Source organism: Knoellia pratensis, assembly GCF_042666395.1.
Lineage (GTDB): Bacteria > Actinomycetota > Actinomycetes > Actinomycetales > Dermatophilaceae > Knoellia > Knoellia pratensis.
This window is the reverse complement of the sequence record NZ_JBHTDJ010000004.1, coordinates 721140-741672: the sequence shown is the minus strand read 5'-3', so window position 1 is coordinate 741672 and position 20533 is coordinate 721140. Positions and strand designations below refer to the sequence as shown.

Genomic DNA, 20533 nt, shown 5'->3' with positions numbered 1-20533 from the left:
CTTCCGTGACGCTCCTGCGTGCCATGGGCACGCGGCATACCGGATCCTTGTCAACCTCATCGAAAGTGAACTCACGTGGCATCCACGAACGAACTCAAGAACGGCCTCGTCCTCAACCTTGAGGGTCAGCTGTGGACCGTCATCGAGTTCCAGCACGTCAAGCCCGGCAAGGGCCCGGCCTTCGTGCGGACCAAGCTCAAGCACGTGCTCTCGGGCAAGGTCGTCGACAAGACGTTCAACGCCGGCACCAAGGTCGACACGGCCAACGTGGACAAGCGCAACATGAACTACCTCTACCACGACGGCACGGACTACGTGTTCATGGACGGCGACACGTTCGACCAGATCACCGTGACGCCCGCCGTCGTCGGTGACGCCGCCAAGTACATGCTCGAGAACCAGGACGCGATCGTCGCGCGTCACGACGGTGTCGTCCTCTTCATCGAGCTGCCCGCGTCGGTCGTCCTCGAGATCCAGTACACCGAGCCCGGCCTGCAGGGCGACCGCTCCACCGGTGGCACCAAGCCGGCGACCCTCGAGACCGGCGCCGAGATCGGCGTCCCCCTCTTCCTCAACACCGGCGACAAGGTCAAGGTGGACACGCGCGACGGGTCCTACCTCGGCCGAGTCAACTGATCGGCGGACGCTCCACTCATGGGTGCCCGCACGAAGTCGCGCCGCCGCGCCATCGACCTGCTCTTCGAGGCCGAGCAGCGTCAGGTCAACGCCACCGAGCTCCTCAAGGAGCGCCTCGCCACTCCGGTGACCGACGCTCCGCTCAACGAGTTCACGGCCAACCTGGTCACGGGCGTCGTCGACAACTGGTCGCAGATCAACGACCTGCTCGCCACGTATTCACAGGGCTGGTCCGTCGAGCGCATGCCCGCCGTCGACCGCGCGATCCTGCGCGTGGGCGCCTTCGAGGTGCTCTTCGGTGAGGTGCCAGAGGGTGTGGCGATCAGCGAGGCCGTGGCGATTGCGACCGAGCTGTCCACCGACGACTCCCCGAAGTTCGTCAACGGCCTGCTCGCCCGCCTCGCCGAGGTCAAGCCGACCCTGGCCTGACGATGCTCGTTCGACCCGCGACGGCCGCTGACCTCCCGAGGTTGGCGGCCGTCGAGGCGTTGGGGGACGCTTTGTTCGAGACGGTGTTCGGCGAGCTCGACTGGCCGCCGCCGCCGTCGGGGGAGGAACGCGCGGCCGAGCCTGGGTTTCTGCTGGTCGTGGGGGAGCCGCTGGTGGGGTTTGCGCACGTCCTCGAGCTGGGCGGTGGCTGGCATCTTGAACAGCTCGCGGTCGAGCCTGCGCACGGTCGCCGTGGTCTCGGGTCGGCTCTGCTCGATGGCGTATGCCGTGAGGTCGCCTCCCGCGGTGGGTGCGCGGTCACCCTGCGCACCTTTGCGGACGTGCCGTGGAACGGGCCCTTCTATGCGCGGAACGGCTTCGTCGAACTGGAGGTCGAACCGGAGTGGATGGCGCCGCTGCGCGAGACCGAGGAGGGCATCGGGCTGATGCGTCTCGGACGCCGGGTCGCGATGGTGCGTGAGTGCTAGCATTGCTGTCATATCCGTGACTGAAGATGTGGGGTGATGGCGATGAGCACACTGACAATCCGCAAGGTCGACGAGGACGTCAAGCACCGACTGCAGGTGCGGGCTGCAAGGAATGGGCGCTCCATGGAGGCCGAGGTGCGGGCGATTCTCGATGAGGCCGTGTCTGACTCGGCGGGCGATGACGTCTCGCTGGGTGCGGTCATGGCCGAGTTCCGCCGTAGGACTGGTGGCGTCGAACTGGATCTTCCTCCACGTGAGGATTTGAGTGACCATCGCGTCCCCGACTTCACGTGATCATCCTCGATACCAACGTCGTGTCGGAGACGATGCGACCTGAGCCGGATGGCAACGTGCTGGCGTGGCTGGAATCAATGCCTTGGCGCCTGAGTCACATCACGGTGATGACCGTTGCGGAGTTGCTCGAGGGAGTCTTTCGGATGCCTGCAGGGCGCAGACGTGACGCGGTTCAGGAGCAGGTCGACTCCCTGCTCATGACCTATGACGGTCGGGTCCTGGGGGTAGACCCTCGGACCGCCCCCTACTTCGCTGAGATCAGGGCGTCTCGGCGTCGCCACGGACGCCCGATCGACGTGCCCGATGCGTGGATTGCCGCCGCGTGTCGCAGGCACGACGTGCCGCTCGTGACCCGCAACGTCAAGGATTTCGAGGGCACGGGGATTGCTGTCATCAACCCGTGGGAGACGGCCTGACAGGATCGGGCGCATGCGCAAACTCGTCTACTACGTCGCTGTCACGCTCGACGGATTCATCGCCGGACCGGACGGGGGTGACCCGAGTGGGGCGGAGTTCTTCCCGATCACGCCTGATCTCATCGAGTTCATCGTGGCGAACCATCCCGAGACGCTGCCCGGGCCGGCGCGCGATGCGATGGCGATTGCGGGGGAGGGTCGGCACTTCGACACGGTCATCGAGGGGCGGGGCTCCTATGACCTGGGCCTGGCCGCCGGCCTCGACGACGCCTATCCGCACCTTCGCCACCTCGTGGTCTCCACGTCGCTCGCGGAGCGCGACGACCTGCCCGTCGAGATCGTGTCGGCCGACCCGGTGGCTCGCGTGCGGGAGCTCAAGGCCGAGGACGGTCTCGACATCTGGCTCGTCGGAGGCGGCACTCTCGCCCGCGCCCTGCTGCCCGAGATCGACCGCCTCGTCCTCAAGGTCAACCCGTCGGTCATTGGTTCCGGGATCCCGCTGTTTGCAGGGGACTTCACGCACGCCCGCTTCCCTCCGGTCGCCCAGGAGGACCTCGCCGGCGGTGTCCGCGTCGTCACGCTCGATCGGGCTTCCTGACGCGGGGTCGTGACCTGTCCGCTTCGGCACACCCCTGCGTTGCCGCAGGTCACAGCCCTGAGGGCCGGTCAGGTCGAGGCCAGGTCACTCCCTCGGCGGCATGTTGTTCGCCGCCGAGGTGCTCTTCGGGCGTCCCGACCAACGCGGTGACCAGGCCGACATCGACTCAGCAGACCTGTCAGGACCCAACCTGACGAACGGAGCGCGACGACATGCACGTCATCATCGCGACCGATGCCTCGAAGCAGTCCCTCACGGCGGCACGGTTTGCCACCACGGTGCTCGACGCCACGAAGGTCACGGACATCTCCGTGCTGGCGGTGGTGCGGCCGCTTGCCGCCGTGTCCTTCTCCAACGAGCTGGGCTCGGCGAGCAAGGTGAAGGCGGCTGGCGAGGGAGCGTCCTTCGGGGCGGAGGCCGAAGCCGCGATCGATGTCGTGGCCGAGGTGTTCGAGGGCTGGGGATCCAAGGTCCACAAAGGACTCGCAGCGGCTCGCCGGCCAACGAGATCATCAAGACGGCCACTCAGTTGGGCGCAGGCCTGGTGGTCGTGGTCAGCGGCTCGCGAGGGATCAGTGAAACGGTCCTGCTCGGCAGCACGGCTCAGCGCGTGCAGCAGTACGCGCCGTGTCCCGTGCTCGTCGTCCGACCGTCCAAGAGGCCTCGACGGTCGGCGAAGACCTGATCAGAGGCCGAGGCGTTCCAGGGCTTCGGCCTTCTCTTCACGGAATCTGCGGGCGTTGCCGACCTGCCATGCCACGGAGCTCCTGCTGAAGTAGGCCGCCCCGTTGTTCCGTCCGCGTTCGTCGTAGACCGCGCGGACGAGGTCGGCGTCGCTCATCGTCGTGATGTCGCGCCCGGCCACGGCCCGCGTGAAGATGTTGTCGGTGGCGCCCCGGTGCTGGACCGCTGTGGACCAGAGGACGTCGCGCACGACCGGGTCGCGCCCCTCGAGGTTGATGCCCGGGAGCGCCCGCTCGACAGCGGTCACCTGCGGGTCGTAGTGGCTGTACTGGATGTAGTCGTGCTGGATCTGCCCCCACTGCGCACCGTCCGCCGCCGCGATGTTGCGCCACGCCTGGCTGAAGGCTGCCGACCCCGGAGCGGCAGTGCCCAATCGTGCGGCAAGGTCGGGGTGCTCGCGTCGCAGCCACGTCCTGAACTCGCCTGCGGAACCCATCGTCGATGAGAGTTGATAGGTGCCGTACGAGACGCCGCCTCGGTCGCCGCGGCCGTGGGAAACCGTGCCCGGGTCTCCGTTGGACTCATGGCGTCGGCTCAGGCTGCCCAGGCCGCCACCGGCGGTCTGCGTTCCAGCCCTACCCGCCTGGCCAGTTGCTGCGGCGGCGGCACCGAGGGCCCCGGTCGCGGCGGTGGCGGCTGCAGTGCCGCCGTCGGATCCACCCGGACCACCGCTGACGCGGTCCTGGTCGGCCGCTTGCCCCTCGATCGTGCCGGCCGCTGTGGTCAGGGCGTCGGCCGCGCGCAGGAGTGCCGGGTGGTACTGACCGCTCCACATGTCGAGAAACGTCTGCTGGTCGCGTCCGGCCCACCCCAGCGACTGGATCTGCTGGGTCGTGGTGGCGCCCTGGCGTCGCAACTGCTCGCCGACGGTGTCCAACTGGGTGCGTAGGCGGCGCAGGGCTTCGGTGTCGGCGCCGAGGAGGGTCGGAGTGGTCTCGCTCATGACGTCCACTGTGGCCACGGGTGCCACGCCCGACAAGGCGCGAAGGCCCGGAAAGTTCCGGTTCGATGGTGCAGGGGCGCCCACTGAGTTCGCGTCAGCCTGAGCGCCGCTCAGCGAGGGACGGCGACCGGGATCCGGGCGCCGAAGACGACCTCGGGCCAGGCCGCCCGGGCGAGCCAGGCGCGGTAGGTCTCCGCGTCCGCGTCACGCGGCGGGAACAGGGACGCCCGATTGGGGTCCGTCTGAACGCGCGTGGCACACGTGTTGCCGGAGGTGGGTGTCGTGAGCGTCTGCGGGTGCACGGGGCCTCCTTCGGCTGGGAACGTGAACCCAGTACATCACATGGTGTTGGGGCAGGCATAGCAATGCGTTATGTCATCTCATGACCCAGACAGTGGAGGGGGTGCTTTGGGGGAGGACGGGTCGAGTCGCTACAGTGAGGCGACCGACATCCTTTAACGACCTGTCCAGTGAGGCAGGGAAGGAGGTCACGACACTGATGTGTCCTGACGCCGCTGTGCCCCAGAGTTCCCAGAGTTTAGAGAAGTCCCAGAGCTCCTCGAGTGAGACCGACCCCGCGAATGACGGGAGGACGGTCCTCGGAGCACCCGACATCTCCCGGGCGTTGCGTCGCATCGCCCACGAGATCCTCGAGGCCAACAAGGGCGCCGATGGCCTCGTCCTGCTCGGGATCCCGTCTCGCGGCGTGCCGCTCGCCCACCGCCTCGCCGCGATCATCGCCGAGTTCGAGGGCAGCGAGATCCCCGTGGGCAGCCTCGACGTGACGATGTACCGCGACGACCTGCGTCGCCAGCCCACCAGGGCACCACTGCCGACGGCGATCCCCGAAGGCGGAGTGGACGGCAAGACCGTGGTCCTCGTCGATGACGTCCTCTACAGCGGCCGCACCGTTCGGGCCGCTCTCGACGCGCTCGCCGACCACGGCCGACCGGCCGCGGTGCGTCTCGCCGTGCTCGTCGACCGCGGTCACCGCGAACTCCCGATTCGCGCCGACCACGTCGGCAAGAACCTCCCCACCGCCCAGACCGAGAAGGTGCGCGTGCGTCTCGCCGATTTCGATGAGGCCGACAGCGTGACCATCACCGGAGGTGCCCGATGACCGAACCGAAGACGCAGACGCGTATGCCGCGCCACCTCCTCTCGATGGCCGACCTGGACGCCCGGGGCATCCGGACCATCCTCGACACGGCGACCCAGATGCACGACGTGCAAAAGCGCGAGGTCAAGAAGATCCCGACCCTGCGCGGCCGCACGATCATCAACCTCTTCTTCGAGGACTCCACCCGCACCCGCAGCTCGTTCGAGATCGCGGGCAAGTGGATGAGTGCCGACACCATCAACATCACGGGCAAGGGATCGTCGGCCTCCAAGGGCGAGTCCCTGCGCGACACCGTGCGCACGATCGACGCCATGGGTGTTGACGCCATGGTCATCCGCCACGGTGCGTCCGGCGCCTGCCACCAGGTGGCGGGTTGGGTTGACGCGCATGTCATCAACGCCGGCGACGGCACCCACGAGCACCCGACGCAAGCCCTGCTCGACGCCTACACGATGGAGCACCGACTCGGCTCCCTCGACGGCAAGCACATCGCGATCGTCGGCGACCTCACCCACTCCCGCGTCTTCCGCTCCAACATCATCTCGTTGCGCCGGCTCGGCGCCGATGTCACCGTGGTCGCGCCCCCGACGCTCATGCCGAGCGGCATCACGACCTGGGCCACGCGAGAGGGATTCACTCTCAACCACGACCTCGACGCCGTTCTCCGCGGAGAAGCCTCACGCCCGATCGACGCGCTGATGATGCTGCGCGTCCAGAAGGAACGCATGAGTGGCGGCTACTTCCCGACGGCCCGCGAGTACACCGTCGGCTATGGCCTCACCCGTGACCGCCTCAATCGCCTCACCGATTCGAACCCGGACCTCGTCATCTGCCACCCCGGCCCGATGAACCGAGGGCTCGAGATCAGCGCCGACGCCGCTGACGCCGCCCAGAGTCTGGTCCTTGACCAGGTGAGCGCCGGTGTGGCCGTGCGGATGAGCGTTCTCTATCACTTGCTCGCTGGGGAAGACACGCCCACCGAGGTCGGGCCCATCGCCGAGGGGAGCGCAGCATGACGAACCTGCACATCACGGGGGCCGTCCTCCTCGGGGGCGAGGCCAAGGACGTCCTTGTTCTCGAGGGCCAGATCGCCGGGATCGGCAAGGGCCTGGACGTGCCCCAAGGAGTCGAGACCATCGACGCGGACGGGCTGGCCCTACTGCCCGGCTTCGTCGACCTCCACACGCACCTGCGTGAACCGGGACGCGAGGACGCCGAGACGATCGCGACGGGCGCGGCCGCAGCGGCCGCCGGTGGGTTCACTGCGGTGCTCGCCATGGCCAACACCAGTCCGGTCACGGACACGGCCGAGGCGGCTGAGCGGGTCTTCGACCTCGGGCGCGCGGCCGGGCTCGTGGACGTGCAGCCGATCGGTGCCGTGACCAAGGCCCTCGAGGGTGAGGAGCTGGCCGAGCTCGCCCTCATGCACCGCTCGCGAGCCAACGTCCGTGTCTTCTCCGACGACGGGCGCTGCGTCCACGACGCGCGCGTCATGCGCCGGGCCCTCGAGTACGTCCGGGCCTTCGGTGGTGTCGTGAGCCAGCACAGCCAGGACCCTGACCTCGCCGGGTCGAGCGCCTGCTGCCACGAGGGCGAGCTCAGCGGCCGTCTCGGCCTGCCGGGCTGGCCCGCCGTCGCCGAGTCGAGCATCATCGCCCGCGACGCCCAACTGGCCCAGCACACGGGGTCGCGGATTCACGTGGCCCACGTGACGACGGCCGAGGGGGTCGAGGTCGTTCGCTGGGCCAAGGCTCGCGGCATCGATCTCACGGCCGAGGTCACGCCCCACCACCTGCTCCTCACCGAGGACCTCGTGAGCGGCTACGACCCTACGTTCAAGGTCAACCCGCCGCTGCGACCCGCCGAGGACGTCGAGGTCCTACGCGCCGCGCTGGTCGACGGCACCATCGACGCGGTCGCCACCGACCACGCACCCCACGCCCGTCACGACAAGGAGCACGCCTTCGTCGATGCGGCGTTCGGCATGCTCGGTCTCGAGACGGCCTTCGCCGTCGTGCACGACACGATGGTGCGCAGCGGAGCACTCGACCTCGCCGCTCTGTCGGACCGCATGTCGACAGCGCCCGCACGCATCGCGGGTCTGTCCGAGCACGGTCGAAGCCTCGAGGTGGGCGCCCCCGCCAACCTCGTCCTCGTCGACACCGAGGCACACCAGACGGTGGACGCCTCAACCTCAAAATCGTTGTCCCGCAACAATCCATGGCACGGCATGAGCTTCACCGGTGCCGTCCACACGACGATCCTGCGCGGCAGGGTCACGGCTCGCCAAGGAGTATCCGAATGACAACCCCACTCCACATGCGTGAACCTGCAGTGCTCGTCCTCGAGGACGGGCGCACCTTCAGCGGACGCTCCTACGGCAGCCGCGGCGAGACCGTCGGTGAGGCCGTGTTCTGCACCGCGATGACCGGCTACCAGGAGACGCTCACGGACCCGAGCTACCACCGCCAGGTCGTCGTCATGACGGCCCCGCACATCGGCAACACAGGTTGGAACGACGAGGATGACGAGTCCTCGCGCATCTGGGTGTCCGGCTACGTCGTGCGTGACCCCGCTCTGCGCCCGTCCAACTGGCGCTCGCAGCGATCCCTCGAGGACGAGCTCGTGGCCCAGGGCGTGGTGGGCATCTGCGACATCGACACCCGCGCCCTCACGCGGCACCTGCGTGAGCGTGGCGCGATGCGGGTCGGCATCTTCTCCGGAGACGACGCGCGTATGCCGTCGGCTCAGCTCCTCGAGCGCGTCACCGCCGCGCCCGAGATGGCTGGCGCCTCGCTCGCCCAGGAGGTCAGCACCGACGAGGCCTACGTCGTGCGCGCCGTGGGGGAGAAGCGCTTCACCGTCGCCGCCATCGACCTCGGCATCAAGGCCATGACCCCGCAGCGCATGTCCGAGCGGGGCATCGAGGTCCACGTCCTGCCCGCGACATCGACGTTCAGCGACATCACGGCGATCGACGGCCTCGACGGGGTCTTCTTCAGCAACGGTCCCGGTGACCCCTCCACCGCTGACCACGAGGTCGGTGTCCTGCGCGAGGTGCTCGGCGCAGGCATCCCGTTCTTCGGGATCTGCTTCGGCAACCAGTTGCTCGGGCGCGCACTGGGCTTCGGCACCTTCAAGCTCAAGTACGGCCATCGCGGCATCAACCAGCCGGTCATGGACCGCACGACCGGCAAGGTCGAGGTGACCGCACACAACCACGGCTTCGCGGTGGATGCACCCATCGACAAGGAGACCGCGACCGAGTTCGGCGAGGCCCGCGTCTCGCACATCTGCCTCAACGACGACGTCGTCGAGGGTCTCGAGCTCCACGACGCGAACTCCGGTGTGCTGCGGGCGTTCTCGGTCCAGTACCACCCGGAAGCAGCAGCGGGACCGCACGACGCGGCATACCTGTTCGACCGGTTTGTCGACTTGCTCAACTCGAACCAGAAGGTGAACGCCTGACATGCCGAAGCGTGACGACATCAAGAGCGTCCTTGTCATCGGGTCCGGCCCGATCGTCATCGGGCAGGCCTGCGAGTTCGACTACTCCGGCACCCAGGCGTGCCGCGTCCTGCGAGAGGAGGGCGTGCGCGTCATCCTCGTGAACTCCAACCCGGCGACGATCATGACCGACCCGGAGTTCGCCGACGCGACCTACATCGAGCCGATCACCCCCGAGGTCGTCGAGAAGATCATCGAGAAGGAGCGCCCCGACGCGGTGCTCGCGACCCTCGGTGGCCAAACCGCCCTCAACTGCGCGATTGCGTTGCACGAGAACGGTGTCCTCGAGAAGTACAACTGCCCGCTCATCGGGGCCAACGTCGAGGCGATCCAGCTCGGCGAGGACCGCCAGCTCTTCAAGGGTGTCGTCGAGCGGTGTGGCGCCGAGAGCGCGCGCTCGGTCATCGCCCACACGATGGATGACTGTCTCGCGGCGGCCGAGGAGCTCGGCTACCCGATGGTGGTCCGCCCCTCCTTCACCATGGGTGGCCTCGGTTCCGGATTCGCGCACGACGAGACCGAGCTGCGCCGCATGGCCGGTGCCGGTCTGCAGGCCAGCCCGACGACCGAGGTCCTCCTCGAGGAGTCGATCACCGGCTGGAAGGAGTACGAGCTCGAGGTGATGCGCGACCACAAGGACAACGTCGTGGTCGTCTGCTCCATCGAGAACCTCGACCCCATGGGTGTGCACACCGGCGACTCGATCACGGTCGCCCCGGCCCTCACCCTCACCGACCGTGAGTACCAGCGGCTGCGCGACGTCGGCATCGCGATCATCCGCGAGGTCGGGGTCGACACCGGTGGCTGCAACATCCAGTTCGCGATCAACCCACTCGACGGCCGGATCATCGTCATCGAGATGAACCCGCGCGTCTCGCGTTCCTCGGCGTTGGCCTCCAAGGCGACCGGCTTCCCGATCGCCAAGATCGCCGCCAAGATGGCGATCGGCTACACGCTCGACGAGGTCCCCAACGACATCACCCAGGAGACGCCGGCGAGCTTCGAGCCGAGCCTCGACTACGTCGTCGTCAAGGTGCCTCGCTTTGCCTTCGAGAAGTTCCCCGCCGCCGACGACACCCTCACGACCACGATGAAGTCGGTCGGTGAGGCCATGTCGATCGGTCGCAACTTCACCGAGGCCATGCAGAAGGCCCTGCGCTCCGTCGAGCAGAAGGGCTCTTCCTTCCACTGGCGCGGCGAGACCCCGAGTCGTGACGAGGCGCTGGAGCTGCTCAGGATCGCGGCCCGTCCCACGGATGGCCGGATCGTCACGGTCCAGCAGGCCATGCGCGGCGGCGCCACCGTCGAGGAGACCCACGAGGCGACCGGGATCGACCCCTGGTTCCTCGACCAGTTCGAGCTCATCAACGACATCGCGCGCGAGATCGGCGACGCTCCTGAGCTGACGCCGAAGCTGCTGCGGCTGGCCAAGCGCCACGGCTTCAGCGACGCGCAACTGAGCGAACTTCGGCGTATGCCGGAGAGTGTCGTTCGCGGTGTCCGTCACGCCCTCGGGGTGCGTCCGGTCTTCAAGACCGTCGACACCTGCGCGGCCGAGTTCGACGCCCAGACGCCCTACTACTACAGCTCCTACGACGAGGAGACCGAGGTGGCGCCGCGGGAGCGGGAGGCCGTCATCATCCTCGGCTCCGGTCCCAACCGGATCGGTCAGGGCGTCGAGTTCGACTACTCCTGTGTCCACGCGAGCTTCGCCCTGCGCGACGCCGGCTACGACACCGTGATGATCAACTGCAACCCCGAGACGGTCTCGACCGACTACGACACGAGCAGCCGTCTCTACTTCGAACCGCTGACCCTCGAGGACGTGCTGGAGGTCTACCACGCAGAGAAGCAGGCCGGCCCGATCGCGGGCGTCATCGTGCAGCTCGGTGGCCAGACGCCCCTCGGCCTGGCGCGCGCCCTCAAGGACGCGGGAGTGCCCATCGTGGGCACCTCACCCGAGGCGATCGACCTCGCCGAGGACCGCGGTGCCTTCGGGCGAGTCCTCGCAGAGGCGAAGCTGCCAGCGCCCAAGCACGGGACGGCATACTCCGCTTCTGAAGCGCTCGCCGTGGCGCGGGACATCGGCTACCCGGTCCTTGTGCGACCGTCCTACGTCCTCGGCGGCCGGGGCATGGAGATCGTCTACGACGACGACACGCTCGTGACCTACGTCGAGCGCGCCACGACGGCCTCGCCCGAGCACCCGGTGCTCGTCGACCGCTTCCTCGACGACGCCATCGAGATCGACGTCGACATCCTCTACGACGGCACCGAGATGTATCTCGGGGGAGTCATGGAGCACATCGAGGAGGCCGGCATCCACTCGGGCGACAGCGCCTGCACCCTCCCGCCCGCGACCCTCGGCAACGCGGAGATCGAGCTCGTGCGCGAGAGCACGCTCAAGCTGGCCCAGGGGATCGGCGTCATCGGCCTGATGAACGTCCAGTTCGCGCTGGCGCAGGACATCCTCTACGTCCTCGAGGCCAACCCGCGGGCGTCGCGGACCGTGCCGTTCGTCGCCAAGGCCACCGGGGTTGCGCTGGCCAACGCGGCGAGTCGCATCATGCTCGGCGCAACCATTGCCCAGCTGCGCACCGAGGGAGTCCTCCCGCCGAGTGGTGACGGTGGCAACCTGCCGCCGCACGCCCCCATCTCGGTCAAGGAGGCCGTGCTGCCCTTCCACCGGTTCCGCCAGGCCGACGGCTCGATGGTCGACAGCCTCCTCGGGCCGGAGATGCGCTCGACCGGTGAGGTCATGGGCATCGACACGACGTTCGGCCGAGCGTTCGGCAAGAGCCAGCTCGCGGCCTACGGAGGTCTGCCCGACAGCGGCACGGTCTTCGTCTCCGTCGCCAACCGAGACAAGCGCGCGATGCTCTTCCCGGTCAACCGGCTCGTCGACCTGGGCTTCGACATCGTGGCGACGTCCGGCACGACGGATGTGCTGCGGCGCAACGGAATTCCCGCCAAGGTCATTCGCAAGATCACCGAGCGGGAGGGCGACGCCGAGGCCAGCGACACGCGCACGATCGGCGAGCTCATCCTCCAGGGCGAGATCGCCATGGTGATCAACACGCCCACTGGTCAGAGCGCTCGGGCCGACGGCTACGCCATCCGGGCCGCGGCCAACACCGCCGACGTCCCGCTCATCACGACCGTCCAGGAGTTCGCTGCCGCGGTCCAGGCCATCGAGGCCCTGCGGCGTGGGGACCTCACGGTCACCTCGCTCCAGGAGCACGCGCGCCACCTCGACCTCATGCAGGTGGCCGACAAGTGAGCACGGGATACGCGGGCAGCGCAAGCGGTGTCGTCCAGGTGCAGGGCGAGGTCATTGCGACCCGTCGGGTCGGGGCCTACCACCACCTGACCATCGTCGCGCCAGGTGTCGCGGAGCTGGCACGACCGGGGCAGTTCGCGGCACTGGCGGTGGGTGGCCCCACGACGGGCAACCTGCTGCGGCGCTCGTTCTCGATCCACAAGGTGAGCCCGTCCGGCACCTACGGCGGCACGCTTGATCTCGTCATCGCAGCCAAGGGCGCCGGCACCGAGTGGCTCACCGGGTTGCGCGCGCACGACGCCGTCGACGTCGTGGCCCCGCTGGGACGACCCTTCCCCTTGCCCACCGAGCCGGTGCCCTGCGTGCTGGTCGGTGGCGGTTACGGGTCGGCGCCGCTCTTCTGGCTGGCCGAGGTCCTGCGCGAGCGCGGCTGCACCGTCGAGATGGTGCTCGGTGCCGCGTCGGAGGACCGGCTCTTCGGTGTCGTCGAGGCACGACGAGCGGCCGACGGAGTCACGGTCACGACCGACGACGGCTCCGCTGGGCAGCGCGGCTGGGTGAGCGACGTTCTGCCAGACGTGTTCCGGCGCACCGGTGCCCCCGTGGCCTATGCGTGTGGACCGATGGGCATGCTCCAATCCGTGACCCGCGTGGCCGCCGAGCACGGCGCGGTGGCCCAGGTTGCTGTCGAGGAGTCGATGGCCTGCGGCATCGGCGTCTGCATGACCTGCGTCATGCCGGTCCGCGACAAGAACGGCGTCACGTCGATGGTCCGCTCGTGCGTCGAGGGGCCTGTCTTCCGGGGCGACCGCATCCGCTGGGAGGCCTTCCACGACGGCGTGTGTGGTGTCCCCGAAGACGCCGTCGGGGCACCGAGAGTGGGAGGTCACTGATGGCCGTCGACATGTCCGTGACCTTCACCGGTCGGACCCTGCCCAACCCGGTGATGACCGCGTCCGGCTGCGCCGCCAACGGGCGCGAGCTGCACCGATTCTTTGACGTCTCCAGGCTCGGGGCGTTCGTCACCAAGACCGTGATGATGGATGCGCGCTCGGGCCGCGGCACCCCCCGCATGGCCGAGACGAGCTCCGGCATGCTCAACTCCATCGGGCTGCAGGGGCCGGGCATCCGCGCGTTCGTCGCCAAGGACCTGCCCTGGCTGAAGTCCGTCGGTGCTCGCGTGCTCGTGTCCATCGCGGGCAACACGGCGGGGGAGTTCGCCGATGTGGCCCAGGTGCTCGCTGCCAGCGACGCGTTCGACTGCGTCGTCGGGGTCGAGGTCAACATCTCCTGCCCCAACGTCGCCAACAGGGGCCTCGTGTTCGCGTGCGACCCGCTGGCTTCGGGCAAGGTCATTGCGCTCGTCCGGGAGCAACTCCCACGAGACGTGCCGATCTTCGCCAAGCTCACGCCCGACGTGACCGACATCGTCTCGATCGCCGACGCCGCCGTGAAGTCCGGCGCCACCGGGCTCACGATGATCAACACCCTGCTCGGCATGGTCATCGACACCGACCGCCTGCGACCGCAGCTCGGAGGCATCACCGGTGGCCTCTCCGGGCCCTCGATCCGGCCTGTGGCCGTCCGCGCCCTGTGGCAGGTCACCGCAGCCATGCGAGACGGACGATTCCAGACCGTGCCGCTCATCGGGGTCGGGGGAGTGCGCACCGGTCGCGACGCCCTCGAGCTCATCGCCGCCGGAGCCACTGGCATCCAGGTGGGCACCGCGACCTTCAACGACCCGACCGCACCCCAGCGCGTCCTCACCGAGCTCGAGGCGCTCGCCGAGTCCCACGGCGTCGCCCGCATCACCGAGCTCGTCGGGGTCGCACACGACAGGATGGTGATCCCATGACCACACCGACGCAAACAACGCAGCAGACCTTCGGGCAGCGGCTGCGAGCCGCCACCGAGCAGTTCGGCCCCCTGTGCGCCGGCATCGACCCGCATCAGGCTTTGGTCGAGTCCTGGGGGCTGACCTACGACGTCGACGGGCTGCGCACCTTCACCCGGGCCTGCGTCGACGCCTTCGGTGGCCACGTTGGCGTCGTCAAGCCGCAGTCCGCCTTCTTCGAGGTGTTCGGCTCCGGTGGGATCGCCGTCCTCGAGGACGCGATCCGCGACCTGCGTGCCGCAGGCACGGTCGTCATCCTGGACGCCAAGCGCGGCGACATCGGGTCGACGATGTCGGCGTATGCCGCGGCATACCTCGGCAGTTCCGCAGTGGCACCTGCCGATGCGCTCACCGTGAGCCCCTACCTCGGTTTTGAGTCCCTGCGTCCGGCGCTGGATGAGGCGGCGAGCAACGGACGCGGCGTCTTCGTGCTCGCCCTGACGTCCAATCCCGAGGGGCAGACCGTCCAGCACGCCCGACGCGACGACCTCAGCGTCGCCGAGTCCATGGTGCGAGGAGCCGCCGGCGAGAACGCCGTTGCGCTCGCGGCCGGCGACCTGGGCAGCACCGGACTCGTCATCGGCGCCACGGTCGGCGCAGCCGTCCAGGACCTCGGTCTGGACCTCGCGTCGGTCAACGGTCCACTGCTCGCGCCGGGTGTCGGCGCGCAGGGCGGCACCTCCGACGATCTCAAGCGAGTCTTCGGCGACGCGCTGCACAATGTCCTGCCGGCGAGCAGCCGCGAGGTCCTCTCCGCAGGTCCGGACGTCGCGGCTCTGCGGGCTCAGGCTGCCCGGACCAATGAGGGCGTCGCGGCCCTGCTGTCCTGAGGTGGAGGGTGCCTCGGGGTCCTGTGAACCTGCTCCCTCCAGTCCGGGCCCACCCCTCCAGACGTGATTGAATCGCCCGGAGACGTTGAGAAGCAGCGTCGACAAGGATTCACACGGAGGACATCCGCCATGGCACTCCCGCCACTGACCCCCGAGCAACGCGCTGCCGCGCTGGACAAGGCAGCGCAGGCTCGACGCGAGCGGGCCGCCGTCAAGAACCGCCTCAAGTACGCCCAAGGCGACCTCAAAGAGGTCATCAGCGAAGGGAAGTCGAACGACGTGATCGGCAAGATGCGGGTGTCCGCGCTGCTCGAGTCGATGCCAGGCGTCGGTCGGGTCAAGGCCAAGGCCCTCATGGAGGACATCGGTATCAGCGAGAGTCGCCGAGTGCGCGGCCTCGGCCAGAACCAGATCTCTGCCCTCCTCACGCGCTTCGACAAGGCGTGACCGGCACCTCCAGGCTCACGGTCCTCGCCGGGCCGACCGCAGTCGGCAAGGGCACTGTCGCGGCATACGTTCGCGAGCACCACCCTGACGTGTGGCTTTCCGTCTCGGCCACGACGCGCAAGCCCCGGCCCACCGAGGTCGACGGGCGCCACTACCACTTCGTGTCCAACGAGGAGTTCGGCCGCATGGTCGACCACGGCGAGTTCCTCGAGTTCGCCACGGTCCACGGTCGGGCGCAGTACGGCACCCCCCGCGGTCCGGTCGAGGCGGCCATCGCCGAAGGTCGACCCGCGCTCCTCGAGATCGACCTCCAGGGCGCACGACAGGTCCGCGAGACCATGCCCGACGCCCTTTTCGTGTTCCTCGAACCCCCGAGCTGGGACGAGCTGGTCCGCCGGCTGGTCGGGCGAGGCACCGAGTCGCAGGAGGAGCGAGAGGTCCGGCTGACCACGGCCAGGGCCGAACTCGCCGCCGCTGAAGAGTTCGATGTGACGCTCGTGAACGACGACGTTCGGCGTGTGGCGAACGAACTCGTATCATTGATGCGCACCCCCCACCAGACGAAACGAGACTGATTCCGTGTCAGGCACCAAGGCCAACCCCATCGGCATCACCAACCCGCCGATCGACGAGCTCCTCACGCACGCCGACTCCAAGTACTCCTTGGTCCTCTACTCGGCCAAGCGCGCGCGCCAGATCAACGCCTACTACGCGCAGCTCCAGGACGGCCTGCTCGAGTACGTCGGCCCGCTCGTCGACGCCGAGGTCCACGAGAAGCCCCTCTCCATCGCCCTGCGTGAGATCAACGGCAGCCTGCTGACCTCAGAGAAGATCGAGGACTGAGCCAACCGTGCGGGTCGTCCTCGGTGTGGCGGGCGGCATAGCGGCATACAAGGCCTGTTCGCTCCTGCGCCTCCTCACTGAGGCGGGTCACGACGTCACCGTCGTGCCGACGGGGGCTGCCCTGAAGTTCGTTGGCGCTCCCACGTGGGCGGCGCTCTCCGGCAAGCCCGTGAGTACCGACGTGTGGTCCAGCGTCCACGAGGTGCCGCACGTGCGCCTCGGCCAGGAAGCCGACCTCGTGATCGTTGCGCCGGCCACCGCTGACCTGCTGGCCAGGGCCGCGACCGGTCAGGCCGACGACCTGCTCACCAACGTCCTGCTCACCGCGCGCTGTCCCGTCGTCATGGCCCCCGCCATGCACACCGAGATGTGGGACCACCCCGCGACGCAGGCCAACGTCTCGACGCTCACCGAACGCGGCGTGCACATCGTGCCGCCCGCGAGTGGGCGCCTCACCGGCAAGGACACCGGTCCCGGACGCCTTCCGGAACCCGAGGACCTGTATGCCGTGTGCGAGCGTGAGCTCGCCCGCTCCGCCGCCGCTTCCCGCGCCGTTGCGTCTGCGGATTCGGCGGCTAGAACGACCACATCCGCAGACGCTGCGGGAGGGGTGCCGGGGCACCGGCGGGGAGACCTCAGCGGTCGTCGCGTCGTCGTGAGTGCCGGCGGCACCCGCGAGCCGCTGGACCCGGTGCGCTATCTCGGCAACCGCAGCTCCGGCAAGCAGGGCCATGCCCTCGCAGTCGCTGCCGCCGAGCGTGGCGCCCGGGTGACCCTGGTGACCTCCGCTGCTGCGGACCTCCCGGGCATCGACGTCGTCCCGGTGGAGACCGCCCTGCAGATGCGTGAGGCGATCCTCCAAGCTGCTGCACACAGCGACGTGGTGGTCATGGCCGCGGCGGTGGCGGACTTCCGACCGGCGAACTACGTGCCGTCCAAGATCAAGAAGACGCACGAGGCCCATGTCGACGGCAGCGCGGACGACTCCGCCCCGACGATCACGCTCGTGCGCAACCCCGACATCCTCGCCGAGCTGGTGCAGACCCGGGGTGGGTCGGCGACCCCGGTCATCGTGGGCTTCGCCGCCGAGACCGGCGATGACAACGGCTCCGTCCTGCACCACGCGCGCTCGAAGCTCGAGCGCAAGGGGTGCGACGTGCTGGTCGTCAACGAGGTGGGCGAGGGCAAGACGTTCGGCTCCGATGACAACACCGTCACCGTCCTGCAACGCGGGAGCGATGAGAGCGTCGAGGTCGGTCCCGCCACCAAGGCTGCCGTCTCCGACGCCGTCTGGGACGTCGTCGCCACCCTGCTCTGAGTCAGGAGCGAGACCTCACCGGGTCGAGGTAGGGCACGTTGAGGTAGCACGAAACGCCGTGGGCAGAAGCTCCCCACGGCGTTTCGTGCTACCTCGACTGGTTCAGCGGGTCTTCGCGTTCGCCTTCGGCTTGGACTCGGGCTGCGCCTCAACCTCAGCCTCATCGGGCGCCTCGACCTCAGTGGCTGCCTCCGCTTCGACCTCTGCCCGGGCCTGCGGTTCGGCTTCGGGCGGGGCCTCGTCCTCGGCCCGGGGTGCGGCTTCGGGGGCTGCGACCTCGGCGAGGTCGGCCTGGCCGATGGAGGAAGCGCCACCGAGGGTGCCGAGCATGTTGCGGACGTTGCTGAGCTGGGCGGTGATGCTGTCGCGTCGAGCCGTGGCGGCTGCGAGCTCGCGCTCGGAGTCACGCCTGATGCGCTCGGCCTGCTCCTTGGCGGTCGTGACCAAGGCGGACGCCTCGGCCTTGGCCTGGTCGAGGATGGAGACAGCCTCGGCGGAGCGGGACCTGTGCTCCTCCTCGGACTCCTTGGCGAGCTGGTCGGTGCGCTCCTGGAGCTCGCGCAGGCGGTCCTCATGGCTGCTCTGCGCGAGGGTGAACTCGCTGGTCGCCCGTTCGCGCCGCTCCTGCAGGGTGCCCTCGAAGTCGGCGGCGGCCGCGGCCGCACGAGCTCGCTGGTTCTCGAAGTGGGCCTCGGCCTCCTCGCGTCGAGCCGACGCCTCGCGGCCGGCGTCGTCGAGCAGGGCGGCCGCCTGCTGTTTCGCCTTGGCGACGACCTCGGAGGCTTCGACCTCGGCGCGGGAGCGGACCTCTTCGGCGTAGCGGTCGGCCTCAGCGCGCACCGATGCCGAGGACTCGTCCGCCAGGCGGCGGTGCTTGTCTGCCTCCGCGGTGGCGGCGGCACGGATCGAGGTGGCTTCCTCGTCGGCCAGACCGAGCATGCTCCCGATGCGCTCGCCGAGGTGGGCGAACGTCGGGGAGGAAACCTGCGCCTCCTTGGCCTCGAGCGAGGTCACGAGGGCCTTGTGCTCCTTGAGGCTGGCGGCGAGCTCCGCGTTGTGCTGCTTGGCCTTGGTCAGCTCGACGGTGATCTGAGCGACCTCCTGGCGGGCCGCGTCGACCGTGTCACCGATCGAGGCGAGGTGACGGTCGACCTGGATGGGGTCGTAGCCACGGAAGATCGTCGGGAACTGGGGCGTGCTCATCAGTGCTCCTGGTGCTGATTGCTGTGCTGGGTGGGCAGTGGCAGGGGGTCTTCGTCGGTGGGTGCCGGGGAGGGGAAGTCGGCGACGGCCAAGGCGTCGATGACTCCGCTGAGGTCGCCCAGTTGAGTCGTGATGGCGTCGCGGCGGGCAGCCAGGACGGCCACCTCCGCGCGGGCGCGGGTGACGTTGTCCTGTGCCTCGGCGCGGATCTCGTCGGAGCGACGTTGCGCCTCCTCGGTGATCCGCAGGATCTCGGCACGGGAGGCACGGTGCTGCTCGTGGGCCTGGCGTTGGAACGCTTCGATGTCGTCGGCGGTGCTCTGGCGCACGAGCTGCGCGCCGCGCTCGGCCTCGCCGAGACGGCGTTCGGCCCGCGCCTCCGCCTCCGCGGCACGTTCGCGGGCGGCCTGCGTGATCCGGTCGGCCTCGCGGCGAGCGTCCTCGAGGGTGCGCGCGGCATCCGCCCGGGCCTCCTCGAGGACGGACGTGGCCTGCGCGCGCGTCCGGTTCGACTCCGCCTCGGCCTCGGCGCCCAGGTCGGTGGACCGGGCCGTCGCGGAGGCGAGGAGGTTCGCTGCTCGGTTCCGGCTCTGCTTGGCGCGCTCGGCCAGGGTCTGGTGGTGTTCGCGCTTCTGGGAGGAGGTCTCACGCTCGGTTTTGTCGAGGATGTCGCGAACCGTGGCCTGCGCCCACGCCAAGTGGGTCTGAGCCGACTCCACGACACCGTCGGCCTCGTCGCGGGCCTGCTCGAGGTGTGCGGCAGCATCGTCGCGGGCCTGCTGGAGGACCTGCTCGCGCTCGCTCGAGGCATCCCTGGTGAGGCGATCGATCTCGGCCAGGCGGGCACTCACGTGACGCTCGGCATCGTCACGGTGCGCTGCGGCATACGCCTCCGTTTCGCTGCGAAGCGTTGCTGCCTCGCCTTCGGCCAGCTCGCGCACACGGGAGATCTCGAGCTCCGCGCCAGCCCGGTCGGCCTCCCACGCCGAGCGAGCGGCGGCAACGTCCGCAGCAGTCCGGTCGAGGAGCTCTCGGCTTGAACGCTCCGCCGTCTCGACGATGTCGCGGGCCCGGCGCTCGGCCTCGGACAGACGCGCCGCGGCGTCCTCCTCGGCGGTCGACAGGGCCTCGTCGGCCGTCTTGGACGAGCGGGCGCGCACGAGGTTGGCCTGGTCGGACGCGTCGGCGAGGAGAGACTGTGCTTCCTGGCGTGCTGCCTCGATGACCGAGTCGGCTTCGGCGCGGGCAGCGGCGAGGTTGGCCTCGACGTTCTCGAGTTCGGACAGGGCGTCCGCGGTGCGGGCCCGCACCTGCGCGGCGTCACGACGGGCCTCGGCCACCTCACGGATCGACTCGCCGCGCACCTGATCGGCGAGCATCTGGGCCCGGGCGAGGAGATCGAGGGGGTTGCCTGAGGCCGAGCTCGCCGCCGACGTGTTCGTGGGTCCGGGCGAACTCGCGGGGGCCATGGGCTCCGGCCGGTCGTTCACGCGGACATTCTGGCACCTTGCGGGTCGTCCTGCGGCTCCAGGACGACCCCTCG

General features: G+C 69.0%; 23 protein-coding genes. 19 read left to right on the top strand and 4 right to left on the bottom strand.

What is annotated here, in order from left to right; translation table 11 throughout:
- The first annotated feature begins 75 nt into the window (after positions 1-75).
- The 7 genes from efp (at position 76) to ACFQRE_RS19745 (ending at position 3546) form a co-directional block, all read left to right on the top strand.
- On the top strand, positions 76-636 hold the full coding sequence (efp, locus tag ACFQRE_RS19775; protein ID WP_380125760.1) for an elongation factor P: 561 nt from the start codon (positions 76-78) through the stop codon (positions 634-636).
- Between the two features lie 18 nt (positions 637-654).
- Positions 655-1065 (top strand): transcription antitermination factor NusB, encoded by a 411-nt coding sequence (nusB, locus tag ACFQRE_RS19770; RefSeq protein ID WP_380125758.1) that lies wholly within the window; start codon positions 655-657, stop codon positions 1063-1065.
- A 2-nt stretch (positions 1066-1067) separates the two neighbouring features.
- Positions 1068-1553: a GNAT family N-acetyltransferase gene (locus ACFQRE_RS19765; RefSeq protein ID WP_380125756.1), complete on the top strand. Its 486-nt coding sequence runs from the start codon at positions 1068-1070 to the stop codon at positions 1551-1553.
- 42 nt (positions 1554-1595) lie between these two features.
- On the top strand, positions 1596-1847 hold the full coding sequence (locus tag ACFQRE_RS19760) for a FitA-like ribbon-helix-helix domain-containing protein (RefSeq protein ID WP_380125754.1): 252 nt from the start codon (positions 1596-1598) through the stop codon (positions 1845-1847).
- On the top strand, positions 1844-2263 hold the full coding sequence (locus tag ACFQRE_RS19755; RefSeq protein WP_380125752.1) for a type II toxin-antitoxin system VapC family toxin: 420 nt from the start codon (positions 1844-1846) through the stop codon (positions 2261-2263). Before ACFQRE_RS19760 ends, ACFQRE_RS19755 begins: the two co-directional genes overlap by 4 nt.
- A 13-nt stretch (positions 2264-2276) precedes the next feature.
- Positions 2277-2861, top strand: coding sequence for a dihydrofolate reductase family protein (locus ACFQRE_RS19750; protein WP_380125750.1), 585 nt, complete (start codon positions 2277-2279; stop codon positions 2859-2861).
- A 100-nt stretch (positions 2862-2961) separates the two neighbouring features.
- Entirely contained in the window at positions 2962-3546 is a 585-nt protein-coding gene (locus tag ACFQRE_RS19745; RefSeq protein WP_380125749.1) for a universal stress protein, read from the top strand.
- On the opposite strand, the gene ACFQRE_RS19740 is transcribed toward ACFQRE_RS19745, so the two are convergent.
- Positions 3547-4548 (bottom strand): VgrG-related protein, encoded by a 1002-nt coding sequence (locus tag ACFQRE_RS19740; protein WP_380125747.1) that lies wholly within the window; start codon positions 4546-4548, stop codon positions 3547-3549. It lies immediately after the preceding gene.
- A 110-nt stretch (positions 4549-4658) separates the two neighbouring features.
- Positions 4659-4850 (bottom strand): hypothetical protein, encoded by a 192-nt coding sequence (locus tag ACFQRE_RS19735; RefSeq protein ID WP_380125745.1) that lies wholly within the window; start codon positions 4848-4850, stop codon positions 4659-4661.
- 197 nt (positions 4851-5047) lie between these two features.
- Here ACFQRE_RS19735 and pyrR point away from each other — a divergent pair, with 197 nt between their 5' ends.
- The 12 genes from pyrR (at position 5048) to ACFQRE_RS19675 (ending at position 17787) form a co-directional block, all read left to right on the top strand.
- The gene (pyrR, locus tag ACFQRE_RS19730; protein WP_380125743.1) at positions 5048-5668 is read left to right on the top strand and encodes a bifunctional pyr operon transcriptional regulator/uracil phosphoribosyltransferase PyrR; all 621 of its coding nucleotides are present in this window, start codon (positions 5048-5050) and stop codon (positions 5666-5668) included.
- Positions 5669-5691: 23 nt separating this feature from the next.
- Positions 5692-6684: an aspartate carbamoyltransferase catalytic subunit gene (locus ACFQRE_RS19725; protein ID WP_380125873.1), complete on the top strand. Its 993-nt coding sequence runs from the start codon at positions 5692-5694 to the stop codon at positions 6682-6684.
- Positions 6681-7973, top strand: a complete 1293-nt coding sequence (locus ACFQRE_RS19720) for a dihydroorotase (RefSeq protein ID WP_380125741.1) — start codon at positions 6681-6683, stop codon at positions 7971-7973. The genes ACFQRE_RS19725 and ACFQRE_RS19720 overlap by 4 nt, the downstream gene beginning before the upstream one ends.
- The gene (carA, locus tag ACFQRE_RS19715) at positions 7970-9136 is read left to right on the top strand and encodes a glutamine-hydrolyzing carbamoyl-phosphate synthase small subunit (RefSeq protein ID WP_380125739.1); all 1167 of its coding nucleotides are present in this window, start codon (positions 7970-7972) and stop codon (positions 9134-9136) included. Before ACFQRE_RS19720 ends, carA begins: the two co-directional genes overlap by 4 nt.
- A gap of 1 nt (position 9137) precedes the next feature.
- Positions 9138-12455 (top strand): carbamoyl-phosphate synthase large subunit, encoded by a 3318-nt coding sequence (gene carB, locus ACFQRE_RS19710; RefSeq protein WP_380125737.1) that lies wholly within the window; start codon positions 9138-9140, stop codon positions 12453-12455.
- Positions 12452-13348, top strand: coding sequence for a dihydroorotate dehydrogenase electron transfer subunit (locus ACFQRE_RS19705; protein ID WP_380125735.1), 897 nt, complete (start codon positions 12452-12454; stop codon positions 13346-13348). The genes carB and ACFQRE_RS19705 overlap by 4 nt, the downstream gene beginning before the upstream one ends.
- Positions 13348-14310, top strand: a complete 963-nt coding sequence (locus ACFQRE_RS19700) for a dihydroorotate dehydrogenase (protein ID WP_380125733.1) — start codon at positions 13348-13350, stop codon at positions 14308-14310. Before ACFQRE_RS19705 ends, ACFQRE_RS19700 begins: the two co-directional genes overlap by 1 nt.
- Complete coding sequence (pyrF, locus tag ACFQRE_RS19695; RefSeq protein WP_380125731.1) at positions 14307-15179, top strand: orotidine-5'-phosphate decarboxylase; 873 nt, start codon at positions 14307-14309, stop codon at positions 15177-15179. Before ACFQRE_RS19700 ends, pyrF begins: the two co-directional genes overlap by 4 nt.
- A 129-nt stretch (positions 15180-15308) precedes the next feature.
- On the top strand, positions 15309-15626 hold the full coding sequence (mihF, locus tag ACFQRE_RS19690; RefSeq protein WP_380125729.1) for an integration host factor, actinobacterial type: 318 nt from the start codon (positions 15309-15311) through the stop codon (positions 15624-15626).
- Positions 15623-16201: a guanylate kinase gene (gene gmk / locus ACFQRE_RS19685; RefSeq protein WP_380125727.1), complete on the top strand. Its 579-nt coding sequence runs from the start codon at positions 15623-15625 to the stop codon at positions 16199-16201. Before mihF ends, gmk begins: the two co-directional genes overlap by 4 nt.
- Positions 16202-16205: 4 nt before the next feature.
- Positions 16206-16469, top strand: coding sequence for a DNA-directed RNA polymerase subunit omega (gene rpoZ / locus ACFQRE_RS19680; RefSeq protein ID WP_380125725.1), 264 nt, complete (start codon positions 16206-16208; stop codon positions 16467-16469).
- Between the two features lie 7 nt (positions 16470-16476).
- Positions 16477-17787, top strand: coding sequence for a bifunctional phosphopantothenoylcysteine decarboxylase/phosphopantothenate synthase (locus tag ACFQRE_RS19675; RefSeq protein ID WP_380125723.1), 1311 nt, complete (start codon positions 16477-16479; stop codon positions 17785-17787).
- 102 nt (positions 17788-17889) lie between these two features.
- On the opposite strand, the gene ACFQRE_RS19670 is transcribed toward ACFQRE_RS19675, so the two are convergent.
- Positions 17890-18990, bottom strand: a complete 1101-nt coding sequence (locus tag ACFQRE_RS19670) for a hypothetical protein (RefSeq protein ID WP_380125721.1) — start codon at positions 18988-18990, stop codon at positions 17890-17892.
- Positions 18990-20480 carry a hypothetical protein gene (locus tag ACFQRE_RS19665; RefSeq protein ID WP_380125719.1) on the bottom strand — a complete coding sequence of 497 codons (1491 nt, stop codon included), beginning with the start codon at positions 20478-20480 and terminating at the stop codon, positions 18990-18992. The genes ACFQRE_RS19670 and ACFQRE_RS19665 overlap by 1 nt, the downstream gene beginning before the upstream one ends.
- Positions 20481-20533 lie beyond the last annotated feature (53 nt).